The organism is Pseudomonas sp. NPDC088414, from assembly GCF_044753325.1.
GTDB lineage: Bacteria > Pseudomonadota > Gammaproteobacteria > Pseudomonadales > Pseudomonadaceae > Aquipseudomonas.
The window spans coordinates 74,056-86,879 of record NZ_JBIVMY010000014.1; the positions used below are offsets into that span (position 1 = coordinate 74,056).

Here is a 12,824-nt window from a genome sequence, read left to right on the forward strand (position 1 = left end):
GCTGCGATCTTTTGCTTTGGCGATTTAACTACGGCACTCGACCAAACCTTTCACCTGCCCGGTCGGCGTCTGGTTGGCATCGCTCAACCACTGCTCGAACCCTGCGGCAATTGCCGGCCACTCCGAATCCAGGATCGAATACCACGCGGTATCGCGGTTCTGCCCTTTGACCACCATGTGCTGGCGGAACACGCCTTCGAAGCTGAAGCCCAGGCGTTCGGCGGCGTATTTGGAGCGGGCGTTGCCGTTGTTGCATTTCCACTCCAGGCGACGGTAGCCCTGTTCGAAGGCGTATTTGGCCAACAGGTAAACCGCTTCGGTACTCTTCGGTGAACGTTGCATCGGCGCACCGAAGGTGACGTGGCCGATCTCGATGCGCCCCTGCGCCGGGACGATCGACATCAGGCTGAGGATGCCTTGCACCTGGCCTGTGGCGCGGTCGATCACGCTGAAGAAATATGGATCGCTGCTGGCCGCATGATTGTTCAGCCAGTCATTGAAAACGCTGCGCTCGGGGAACGGCCCATAGGGCAAGTAATCCCACAGCTTCGGGTCGGCGCCGGGGCCTTCGAGGGCATTGAACAGATCGTCGCCGTGGCGTGCCGGATCGAGTCGTTCCAGACGGATGAAACGGCCTTCGAGCAAGGTCGCGGTGGGGGCGGGGACGCCTTTCCAGTCGGCAAGTGAAGTGGTCATGTACGCGGCTCCTTAAATGGCTTTGCGAAACTGGATGAATCCCGGGCGCTCGGCGATGCGCTCGTAGAGCTGGATCGCGGTGGCATTGGTTTCGTGGGTCAGCCAATGCACCTTGCAGCAACCGTCGGCCTTGGCGGTGGCGTAGACGTGTTCGATCAGCAGGCGACCGACGCCGGTGCCACGGGTCTCCGGTGCCACCAGCAGGTCCTGCAGGTAACAGGAGTTTTCGATGCTCCAATTCGAGCGGTGATAGATGAAATGCACCATGCCCACTGCTTTACCGTCGGCCCAGGCGAGGGCGGCGTGGGTCGGTTCGCCTGGATCGAGGAAACGTTGCCAGGTGCTGTGCGTGACGGCGTCCGGCAACTCGCTGCTGTAAAAGCGCAGGTAGGCCTGCCACAACGGCAACCAGGCGGCGTGATCACCGGCGGTCACCGGGCGGATCTGGATCTGACTCATGCTGATTTCCTTAACGCATCAAGTGGGCGAGGGTCTGGTCATTGATGTCGGGGCTGGCAGTCAGGCCTTCGCGCACGCCGGCTATGTCTTCGGCGCTGCGGTTCTGGCTGAGCTTGCGCTTGCCTTCGAGGCGGTCGATGGGAATGGCGAAACCGACGATGGCCTTGAGCATGCCGTCGATGTAGTCGGCCGGCGCGTCGTCGACTTTCCACGGTTGCGCGCGACCGGCTTCATGGCGATCAGTCAGCGTGCTGACGATGTCGAGCAGGCGCCCGCCGTCGCTGAAGGTTTCGGCGTGACCGTAGGCGTGCACGGCGACGTAGTTCCAGGTCGGCACGACTTTGCCGTGCTCGGCCTTGCTCGGGTAAAAGCCCGGGCTGACGTAGGCGTCGGGGCCGGCAAAAATCAGCATCGCTTCAGCGCCGTCGCGCAGGTCTTTCCACTGCGGATTGGCTTTGGCCAGGTGCCCGTACAGCGTGCCGTTCGGGCCTTGTTCGCGGTGCAGCAGCACCGGCACATGGCTGGCTTGCAGACCGTTTTCACCGTTACTCACCAGAATCGCGAGACGGCTGGACAGGATCAGTTCGTGCAGTTGCGACAGTTCGTCGATGGCAAAGGCGCGGGGCGTGTACATGGAGAGATTTTCCTTGGCGAATGCCTGCATCCTAGGCAGGCTATTGGTCTGTTGTAAGAGCCATTGATGAGCAATTTCATAGGTCCATTGCCATGCCCGAATCGCCCACGCTGTCCATGCCGTTCAATCCGGCCGGTATTGCGCTTGACCGCCGTCAGGGTTTGAGCCGCCAGCTCTACCAAGCGCTGCGTCTGCGCGTGCTGGACGGGCGTCTGGCCAGTGGCACACGGCTGCCGGCCAGCCGTGATCTGGCGGCGGCGTTGGCGATTTCCCGCAACAGCGTGGTGCGCGCCTACGATCAGTTGTACGCCGAAGGCTTCATCGAAGGCCGGGTCGGGGACGGCACCTATGTCGCCCAATTGCCGCAAAGTGCATTGCCCACGAAAAAACTATCCACAAAAGTATCCACAGGGTTTTCAACAGGCTTACCCACAGCCTTATCCACAAATTGGCTGGATTTACCTGTGATTTCATCCAGTCAGGTTATCCACAGCGGTGCTGTGCAGCGCCTGGAAAACAACCATTTATCGTTGCCCCCCAGTGGTCCGCCGAAGGCGTTCAGGGTCGGTGTTCCGGCCTTCGATCTGTTCCCGTTCGAGGTCTGGGCCAAGCTCAACGCGGCTTTCTGGCGCAAACCCGATCTGCAGCAATTGTGTTACGGCGATCCGGCCGGAGATCAGCGCCTGCGTGGATTGATCGCTGCGTATTTGCGCAGCTCACGCGGCATGCAATGCACCGCTGAGCAAATTGTGATCACCAGTGGCGCGCAGCAGGGCATCAGCCTTTGTGCACAGCTGCTGGTGGAGCCGGGCGCTGCGGTGGGCATCGAGAATCCGGGATACCGCGCGGCTGGCCATGCCTTTGCGGTGGCCGGCGGCCGGTTGCACGGGGTACCTGTGGATCAGGACGGCATTGATTGCACAGCGCTGGGGCAAATTGCCGACTGCCGGCTGGCCTATGTCACACCTTCCCACCAGTACCCGACCGGCGTGGTCATGAGCCTCGCCCGTCGGCTTGAGCTGCTGGCCTGGGCCGAGCGCAGCCAGGGCTGGATCATCGAAGACGATTACGACGGCGAGTACCGTTACAGCGGCGCACCGCTGGCTCCGTTGGCAGCGCTGGATCGTCAGGGCCGGGTGCTCTACGTCGGGACGTTCGGCAAGGTCGCTTTTCCTGCGTTGCGTCTGGGCTATCTGGTATTGCCGACGGGACTGGTGCAAGCCTTCGCGCGGCGCCGCGCGGTGGACGTGCGGCATTCGGAAGTCAGTACCCAGGCGGTGATGGCCGAATTCATGGCGGCCGGACATTTTCAACGGCATATCCGGCGCATGCGGCGCGCCGCCCTGAGTCGGCGCAACTGCCTGCTGGCGCATTGGCCGGACAACGTCGAGGGCGTCGCAGGCCTGCCCGCCGTGGCTGCCGGGTTGCACCTGACGGTCGCAGTGGACAACGTTGCCCGCGAGCGTGAGCTGATCGCCAAAGCCGAAAGTGTCGGGGTCGAGGTCAATGGCCTGAGCAGCTATTGGCTACCCGACTCCCAAACCCCGGCGGATCAGCGCGCCGGTCTGGTGCTGGGATTTGCCGCCGTGCCGGAGGTCGATATCCAGGGCGCTCTGGCACGGCTCCGCAGCGTCTGGTGCGACTGAGCGTCAGCTTTCGTCGGCTCCCGCATGGCGTGGGTGAAGGAACAGATCCCGCACCGCCGGACGAGTGATCCGGCGCAGCACGTTATCCACGGCATCGAAGCTGTCCAGTTCCTGGCGCACTTTCGCTGGCAGCTCCTGCAAAAAGCCATCGGCAACCTTTAGGTGAGCAGCCGTGAAGCGGTCGCTCGGATCGGTCAGCGTGTCGTAATGAAAGTGCGCGACCCACAACGGTTGGTCGTTGCGCGTCTTGTCGAGGATCCGGTACTCCTGAAAGAAGTCCTTGCGCTGCCGGGTGCGGATGCGTCCGCGCGGGTCTTTGACGATTTGCACCAGATGGTGTTCGTGCAGCCATTTCAGATAGCTCTCCCGGGGTTTGCGCGCGGTGAGCATGCTGCCGTAGACGTTGATGCCTTCACGACGCAGGCGGGCAGCGGCTTCTCGCAAGTCGGTCGTCAGTCTGCCGACTGGAAATTCAGCGCTTTTTCGGACAAGTATTGCCTGAACGTTTACCGCTGCCTGATCGAAACGGGTTGCCTGTTGATCGAACAGATCCTGCATGTCGGCCGGGATGCGCGAAGGCCGCTGCGCATCGGTGCGCAGGCGTTTGATGAAGGCGTCCAGTTCCGCGACCAGGGTCATCGCATTGCCGATCATCTGCGCATCGTCCAGCGTCGGGACGACGGCGGGGCGCTTGATGACGGAGCGGATCACCGGCATGTCTTCCGTCGCCTGGGGTTTGTCAGGGGACGCTGCCCGTGGTGTTTCGATGATGCGCGGCCGTGACTTGCTCACCTTGCCGACCCCGCGCGATGTCGACGGTGCCGGATCGAGTCTGGCCATGGCTGCGGTGGGAACCTCTTCCGGTTCCGGCAGGGCGATCAGCAGACGCTTGCGGGCCAACTGGTGAAAGTCTTCGACCAATTGCTGAACCCGCTGGAAGCGGTTCACTTCAAGTTGCGCGGAGGCGCTGGCCAACACCTCCTGCAAGCGGCGCTGGGCATCGGCCAGACGGTCGACCACGGCGCTCAGTTGCTCGACATCCAGTGCCCGGCTGTTGCGCCGTTCCACCAGCAGATGGCCGGCCTCGGCAGCCCCCTCGAACACCGGAACGATCAGCTGCCGCAGTGGATCGAGGACGCTGTCCGGTGCGTCGCGCAGCGACAGCTCGGTGGACATGCCGATTTCATTGGCGTGCAAATCGCGACGGGTGAACGAGGGCATCAGTCTGCGCAGCTCAGTCGCCACTTTGCGGGTTGCGCCGGTATGTTGGTCGAGTCTTTCCAGCGAGGTGTGCAACTGCGCAAGGCGCTCGACCATCTCGTCACTGACGGCGATGGCTTGGCGTGCGGCCTGCATCTGAGTCGCCCGCGAGCGGGTTTCTGGTGGTTCCGAGGTGCTCAGCTGCGGCGCGACGATGCGCGCGTATTCGCGCAACTTCATGCGCATCCAGCCGCTGAGATAGCGATGCTGTTCGACCGAGAAACGCATCAGTTGCGACTGGTAGAACACCCCGGCACCACCGGCCTCCCGCCACTTTTCCAGATCCTGCAGAGCCTGACCGTAGGCACTGGCCAGTTCGTCGGCCTTAGCGATGTACGCGATCACGGCAGCTTCGGACACAGGCTCCGCCGGATCGCTGTTCTCCAATGGTTGCAAGGCTTCGTCGAGGCTGGCCTTGCGCCGGGCTTCCTGTTCGATGAACCGGTGCAATGCAGCCCATGCCTCATCCTTGCGGGTGGCGCGCTCACGCCGCAGGGCCTCGATCCTTCCGGTCGGGCCGCCACCGCGCAGGCGCAGCCTGAGATCCCAGTTCCACAGAGCGGTCTCGGGATCGAAACGAATGCACAGACCGGAATGCCCCGCGTTGTGCGGATCGACGATCAGCACCGGTTCGTCGCCCTCGGCGCTGACTTGAAACCAGCGTGTTCCGACCCGCGCATAGAGTTTTCCCGAGGCCTCATACAGGTGGGCGGCATTGACGCGTGCATTTTCCGGCAGCGCCGGCCGTGGGACTTTCAAACGGTCAAGGCGTTGCACAAAACTTGCGTGTGCATCAAACCGTACTGGCGCGGAGTGTGCGAGCAAGGACCGATGCGCCTCGGGCGGGCTGGCGCCCCACGCCGCGGTGTCCTGCGTGATAGTTGGCGTGTTGCCGGGGAGCAGCGGCGCTTTGGCGGGTTCTGCATAGTGTGTGCGAGTCGTCTGTGGAATTTCGTTGAGCGGCCCCGAGAGTCGAATGCGCCGTACTGACGCTTTCTGCGCGAGCAGGATGCCCAGTGTCAGCAGCACGTCGCCGATCGAAGACCACTCGACCGCAGTATTGCCACGCTCATGGGCATCCAGTGCCTGCTGGACCTGGCTGACGGTCTGCCAGACCCAGACAGCCGTGCCCGCCGGGCCGCCGAGAAAGTTGCTGGCCACACCGAAGATGGCCCAGCCGCTGTCAGCCAACAGCGTCCAGCGCCGCTCGGCATTGGACGTCGATTGGCGATCGGCGAGGTCGGCCATGGCCTGGCTGTTGCTGGCGAACAGCTGCGAAAACACATCGCCGCTCAGGGGCGAATTCGCCAGGTCGACGGCGGAGGTCAGGTCAAGGTGCAGAAAGGGTTCGAAGGCCAGTTCGGTAATCGTCCATGGCGAGGGCAGCCCGGCGGAAAACACATACTGGGCGTACTCGAAACTCAATGCCGGAGTGGGCAGCCAGGCCAGCACCGAATCGCGCAATTCACCCGCCTGGTAAAACGCGTACAGCATGTTCTGTTCCGAGGGGAACTGACGCAGCGATTGCTCAAGCAACGGTCGGTAAAGCAGGCATGGGCCACTGGCGCCGGCGCGCGGCCCGATGATGTACATGTTCGCCACCGTGTCCGGCGTACTGCCCAGGCGAAAGCGCGGGACGAAGGCCAGGGGCCGGATCTGCACCGGCCATTCGGAGGCGGGGGATTTGGCGGCGATGCAGTCGATCAATTGGCGAACCAGACGATAACCCTGTTCGTCGACATCACCCTTGCGCTTGAGCTTGCACTCCAGCGCCAGCATCGGCAGCAGCTGCGGCAACTGTCGGCTGTAACGGATCCTGTGGCGCCCGGCCTGCACCGGGTCGTCGATCAGGGTACGCTTGATCAGCGTTGGATAACGCTCGCCAATGTTGACCGCGCTGGCCATGCGTGACAGCAGTTTTACCGTCAGCCAGTCCGGCGTGGCGCTGCCGTCGGCGTAGGCGACCGTGGCGAGGTAAGGACGGGTGTTATGCAAGGCGAATTCGCCGAGGGTCTGGACACTGACGCTGGTCGGATCAGGCAGGGTCAGACCGCCGGCTTCGAAGCTTTGGGTCAGGGTGATCCGTACATCATCGAGGCGCAGTTGCAGGGTGTCGGCAGCGGGTCGCTCGGCAACGATGGCGGCGCGCATCTGTTGCTGGGCGTAGTCCAGAATCAACGGGACCTCGCGGTATTCGAAGCACTGGCCGTCGGACTCGCCACGCAGGCTGCCCAGGTCGCTCAGATAACCGCTGTAGGTCTGGATGTCGTCCAGCGATCCTGCCAGCAGCCATTGCGGAATCGCCCTGTCCAGTTGCTCGATGCGCGCGTCGTCATCTGTCCTGGAGTCGGTATCCCCTTCGCGCGGGTGTGAAAAGAATTTGGCCAGGGGCGAGCGACTGCCCGGATCGAGGGCATCGATCGAGTCGATCTGACAGCTCACCAGCGCCTGGACCATGGCATCGAAAATATTCCCGTCGGGTTCATAGAGCCGCCATTTCAGACCCTGACCGCGCAAGTCGATGTCGATGCGCTCGGGCAGGGTGGCGCCCAATTGCGCCATGGAACCGAACGATTCATAGCCTTCTTCGATGGTGAACAGCGCAAGCAACTCGCGACCGCCCAGCGTTGCGCTGAGCACCAGCGCGCCGGCCAGCATCAAGTGCTGCGTCTGGCTGCTCTCGGCCTGATCAAACACCAGGTCGAGATCGATCAGGCGGGCGCGCACGTTCGTCAGTTCGGCGCTGGTCGAAGCGCGCGATGTGTTGTCCGGGTGTTGTGCGACGAGGCGGGCGAGGCGGCACTCGTGCGCATCCCAGCCATTCACCGATTGTACGTTCAGCGCCTGTTGCAGAGTGTCAGCCAGTTGTTGCCAGCGCGGTTTCTGCTCGATGGTTTGATTCCAGTAATCGAGTTGGCTCTGCGCGAAGCCGGTGAACAGTACCGGGGCATTTTCGTTGAGCAACGTCGTCAGCGCATCCATGCCGGCCGGCAAATGCACCGGCTCGTCGGTCTGTGATGACAAGGTCAGGAAATGCTCACCTTCAATGCAGTTGGCCTTGGTCTGGGTGAACGCCAGGCGCGCCAGCATGTGAGTCAGCGATTCGTAACGACAGCTATGGCTGACCAGACTTTCGCCCTGTACCTGCCAGACCGGGGTCGCCAGCAAGGCGGTGTCGGGATCGATCTGCAGATCGGGAAACTGCGTAGTCAACGCCTTGCGCAAAAGTTGTGCTGCGGCGTCGTGCAAGACCGGTCCGCCGCTGGTCTGTTCGACCAGGCGGCTTTTGTTCAAGAGTTGGGGAGCAATGTTCGTGCGGATTGTTTCACTCATGGGATCGCAACCGTTGGGCAGGTGGAGAGTGCGGCAATTGCCGTGTGCAACCGACAGTAGCGAGCGGTCCAGGCCCTCGGGTGGTAGATATGTATAGGTTGAAACAAGCCCGCGCGTGGCGGGCTTGCGTCGAGGAACCGGCGATCAGGAGAAGAACAGCGCTTCAGCCTGTGAGCGGCTGATGCTGCTGCGATGGATCGCGATCAGCTCCTGGTTACTGCGATTCTCGCGCTCGACAAAGGCGCCGCCCAGGCGCCGTTGCTCAACGGTTTTCAGATGCGCGGCAGTGAAGGATGGCAACGGATCCGCCGGGTTGGTGTAGTGAAAATGGGCGTACCACAGGGCTTTTCCGCTCTTGTGGTCGAGTATCGGATATTCCAGCAGATAATCCTTGCGCGGGCCTTTGAGTCGGCGGCGCTCGGTGGTTTTACTGATCGTCACTTCGCCTTTGGCGAACAGCCATTGGACCCGTGCAGCAGTGGGCGGCTGCTGTTTGGTGATGTCGATTCTGGCGGCGCGACCTTCGGCATAAAGGGCAGTGGCTTCGTTGTCGAGTTGCTGACGCAGGCTGCTGGCCGTGGACGTTTTGCCGTCGGTGTGATTTCCGGCGGTCAAGGCCTGATCGATTTTCTCCATGGCCTCGCGCAGTCGCGTGGCATGTATGTAGTAAATTTCCTCGATCTCCGTCGGATTGCGTTGCGCCCGGGCAATGTGCGCCTGAGTGCGTTTTCTGAAGTCTGCCAGACCATTGAGCAACACCTGTGCAGCCTGCGTGCTTTTCGGCAGGTCGGGGCCGGGACGTGGTGATACCGAAGGTTTGGCCGGCACCCGTTCCACCCAGTTGCCCGGGGATTTCTCGTGGAAGGTGGCAATCACTTTTCCGGTCAACGGGGCGATCACATCCACCAGGTCACCGTCCTGTCCGCCGGCACTGCGACGGGGTTGCCCGACCAGTGTGCCCTTGTAACGGGTCTTGATGATTTTGCGCGCCGGTGTGACCGGTGACCTGGACGGCCCGGCGACCGGTTCCACCAGGCGCTGCTCGCGCAGCAGGGTCGACAAATGTTGCATCGCGTCCTGATGGAATTCGGCAACGTGGCGCTTCACGCTTTCAAGACGCTCGGCATTCAGGTGCTGCGGATACTCGGCGACGAGGTCGACAAATCGCTGGTCGATGACGTCGAATTGTTCCACCAGATTATTCATCGCCTCGACGCGTTCGCCGAGTTGCTCCAGGCCCTGTTCGGCGCTCAGATCCAGAGCGCTCTGAATGTTCAGCGATGCGTCTTCAATCAGGGTTTCCAGCGCGACACGGGCGCCTTCGCGAAACTCACCCGTTTGTTCATTGAGGCACAGCTCCTGGCCAAGAGTGATTTGCAGCAGCTTCAGGTCCTCCAGCGAGAACGTTGGCAGCCGGGCCTTGTACTGGCGAGTCACCTCTACGGCCTCTTTGCCCAGCAGGCTCAGTTCGGCAAAACGGGTGTGGGCGAATTCGATCTTGTCGATGATCCCTCGGGTCAGGTCGGACATTTTATCGAAGGGCTCCGAACGCGCGGTATCCGTTTCATTGCCCGGCGCATCGAGCAGCACCAGGGTCACTTCCAGGCTTTGGCGAAATGCCGAGTAGGTTTCATCGATCCAGGCCTGCATGAGGAACAGTTGCAGGGAAATCCGGTCGAGCATCGCGGTGCGGTAGTTGGGCACCGCTTCGAGGATGTTCAGGGCCTTCAGGCTGTCGATGTGGACGGTGTACGCCTTGACCTGTGAGTCGAGCGTATCGAGAAACTGCTGACGGGCGCTTGCAGCAGTTTCCGGCGTGGCTTCCAGCATGGCGCGGCGTACCGAGACCAACTGGCTGCGTTTGTCTGCCAGCCCGGCATCGAATGCTGCGATTTCCTGCTTTTTCTGGCGTAACGATTCGGCGTTGTGTTGCTGCAACTGTTTGCGCCGACTTTTCAGCCCACCACCGCGCAGGCGCAAGCGCAGATCGACCATCCACTGTCCCCGCGCATTGGCGATCAACAACGGCCCGCGGCGTGGCGGTTGCTGACGGGTATCGATGATCTGCACGTCGTCATTGTCGTTGAGCGCGACTTCGAACCAGCGCGCGCCGACCTCGGCGTACCATTTTTCCCCCGCCGTGCGCAGGTGACGGTACGCGCCGTCGGCAGCTGCCGGGCTCAGGCCCTCGGGTTGGCTGATCTTGAGGCTGTCGAGCAACAGGCCCAGGCTCGAAGGAGAGCCGGCCGACAATGCGCCCTGGGTGTGCAGCGCCGGCGTGTGATGGTCCGGCAACTCATGCCCGACGATATCAGGTAATCGCGCGACGCGAAGGGCGTCTGGCTTGGGCGGCTTGCTGACTTCTCGGGTTGGCTGGGTAATCGTGGAGGCACTGCGTTGCGGTTTTTTGCGCGTGGCCGCGCGGTGGGCGAGCGCCATGCCCAGCGACAGCAGGAGGTCGGTCAGTGCAGTCCAGTCCAGAGCCTGCTGTTGTTCTTGAACGTCGCTGACTTCTTGCAGGTCATCCATGATCTGCCAGATCCACGCTGCAGTGCCGACGCCGCGTCCGAGAAACGGCAGGGCGGCATTGAACAATGCCCAGCCGCCACGTTTGAGCGTGGCCCAACGCGCTTGAGCATTGGACACAGCGCTGCGATCAGCCTGCGCGATTAGCGCGTCGGCATTAGCCTTGTACAGGGTCGCCAGCAGATCCTGCTCGATGACTCGGTTGCCCAGCGTCAGGGCGGCGGTCGGTGCCGGTGCCGACGTCGGGTCGACCAGCAGCTGCGGTATCGTCCATACCGAAGGCAGCGCACCGGGAAAGACATATTGCGAGTAATTGAAACGCACGCGGTCCGGCAGCCAGGCGAGGACCGACTGGCGCAGGGTGCGTGAATGGCGGATGGCATACAGCAGGTTCGCGGTTGACGGGAATTGCAGCAGTGGTGCGTCGAGCAGTGGCCGGTAGAGCAGGCAGGGGCCCTTGCTCATGTCGCGCGGGCCGATCACGAACATGTTGAGCACTTCGTCGGTCTGCCCGCCGGTGACGAACCCCAGCGGGCGAATCACGATGTCCTGGCCGTCGACGCGCCTGTCCACCGGCGCGCTGGCCAAGGCTGCCAGGACATACCGATAGCCGAGCTCATCAAGCCCGGCCTGACCGCGGATTTTGTACTGCAACGCCAGCAGCGGCAGCTCGAGGGGCAATTGGCGGCTGTAGAGTTGTCGCAGGCGCAAAGACCGGGACGGGTCATCAAGCAGCCTGTTTTTGAGCTCATCCGGATAGGTTTTGCCGATATCGACCGTGGTCACCAGGTTTTCCAGATAGGTCGGGGTCATCCAGGCCGGTACTGTGCTCGCACCCTCGCGGTAGCGCACCGCAATGTTGCCCAGCGGCAGGCCGGCCAGATTCTGCAAGGCGAGTTCGACCAGTGACAGGGTCAGGGTCTGCTCCTGTTCGGGCGGAACGAAGGTACCCCAGACCACCACGCTGGTGACGGTGATTTCCACGTCCTGCAACCTGAAGTTCTGCGCCGGGGTCTGGCGGATGGCGCTGTTCAGTTTGCCCAGAGTGAAGGCCTGGATGCCGGGGAGCTCTTGTTGAAAGGTGCTTCCCTCGTTCTGCTGTTGCATGGCGACCAGATCCAGCAAGTGACGGCTGTAACGGGTCTGGTCGGCGGGTGCGGCGTTATCGAGCCATGGCGGCAACGAATGCTGGGTAACCGTAAACCGCGCAGGAGCTTGCTGCGCGCCAACGTCTGAATCGTCGGGCGCGCCATGGCGCGGAAGAAACACGGCGTCGGCAGGTCGCCGGAAAAAATCGATATCGCCAATTGCCTGGGCTTCCAGCGCAATCATCGCGCAGGCTTGCTGATCGAAAAAGTTGCCCGGCGGCTCGAACAATCGCCACCTGATGTCGATTCCGTCGACACCTGTCTCGACCGGCCATTGCAGTGACTTTTGCAGTTCCTCGAAGCTGTTGAAGCTCTGGAAACCCTGAGTGATCGAGTGGCTGAGGATCAACGTGCGTTGACCCACGGTGCCGACCAGCACGGCGGTGTCGAGGACGCTCAAGTGGCTGCGCTGATTGCTCTCATCCAGATCCAGATCAATCAGACAGGCGCGGGTCTGGTAGGTGTCGGCAGGCAAGCGCAGGGTTTTCTCCGGCTGGTTGAACACGGCGCGGGCCATTGCCCGTTGATCCGCATCCCAGCCGTTGTCAGCGCTGACATTCCATACCTGCTGCAAGGTGCGCGACAGCTGGTGCCAGCGGGGTACGGCGGGGCTGACGGTTTCGTTCCAGTAATCGATCTGTTGTTCTTGCAGAGACTTGAACAGCAAGGGGGCGAGTTCGTTGAGCAGCGCACCCACGGTTTCCATTTTCACCGGCAGCTGGATTGCAGTCTCGACGCCGGGTTGTTCGGTGAGGAAGTGTTCGCCATCGATGAGCGTGACCGTCGTGCCGGACAGGGCCAGCCTGACCAGGATATCGGTCAGCGATTCGAACTGGCAGGGGCCGACATCGATCCGTTGTTTTTTGATCACCCAGGTCGGCGTACCGACCACGACCCGTTCCGGGTCGATCGCTTGCTGCGGGTACAGCCGCGTAAGGGCGGGCTTCAAGGCATTGGAAGCGACTTCGGTGAGGGAGGGGCCACTCACCAGTTGGGTGAGTATGTCGACAGCGCTGGGCGCGGTACTTTCGGGCATGACCATATCCTTGTCTGACGTTGGCGGCCTGCGGGCGCAGGGCCGGATGCAGCCAAGGTAGGACTGGGTTGCTGGCCTCGGGTGGT

Annotated in this window: 6 protein-coding genes; 1 reads left to right on the forward strand and 5 read right to left on the reverse strand. The window is 62.3% G+C overall.

Going from position 1 to position 12,824, the window contains the following annotated elements; genetic code table 11:
• Positions 1-24 precede the first annotated feature (24 nt).
• The 3 genes from ACIP8I_RS14495 to ACIP8I_RS14505 are packed head-to-tail and all read right to left on the reverse strand — an operon-like array spanning position 25 to position 1,789.
• Positions 25-696, reverse strand: a complete 672-nt coding sequence (locus tag ACIP8I_RS14495) for a GNAT family N-acetyltransferase (protein ID WP_400761977.1) — start codon at positions 694-696, stop codon at positions 25-27.
• 12 nt (positions 697-708) lie between these two features.
• On the reverse strand, positions 709-1,155 hold the full coding sequence (locus ACIP8I_RS14500) for a GNAT family N-acetyltransferase (protein ID WP_400761979.1): 447 nt from the start codon (positions 1,153-1,155) through the stop codon (positions 709-711).
• A 10-nt stretch (positions 1,156-1,165) separates the two neighbouring features.
• Positions 1,166-1,789, reverse strand: a complete 624-nt coding sequence (locus tag ACIP8I_RS14505) for an FMN-binding negative transcriptional regulator (protein WP_400761981.1) — start codon at positions 1,787-1,789, stop codon at positions 1,166-1,168.
• Between the two features lie 92 nt (positions 1,790-1,881).
• Between ACIP8I_RS14505 and ACIP8I_RS14510 the strand changes: the two genes are divergently transcribed.
• Positions 1,882-3,435, forward strand: a complete 1,554-nt coding sequence (locus ACIP8I_RS14510) for a PLP-dependent aminotransferase family protein (protein ID WP_400761983.1) — start codon at positions 1,882-1,884, stop codon at positions 3,433-3,435.
• A gap of 3 nt (positions 3,436-3,438) precedes the next feature.
• Here the strand turns inward: ACIP8I_RS14510 and ACIP8I_RS14515 are convergent, their stop codons facing one another.
• Both ACIP8I_RS14515 and ACIP8I_RS14520 read right to left on the reverse strand, forming a co-directional pair.
• Entirely contained in the window at positions 3,439-8,028 is a 4,590-nt protein-coding gene (locus ACIP8I_RS14515; RefSeq protein ID WP_400761985.1) for a hypothetical protein, read from the reverse strand.
• Positions 8,029-8,172: 144 nt separating this feature from the next.
• Positions 8,173-12,738 (reverse strand): dermonecrotic toxin domain-containing protein, encoded by a 4,566-nt coding sequence (locus ACIP8I_RS14520; RefSeq protein ID WP_400761987.1) that lies wholly within the window; start codon positions 12,736-12,738, stop codon positions 8,173-8,175.
• Between the last annotated feature and the right edge of the window lie 86 nt (positions 12,739-12,824).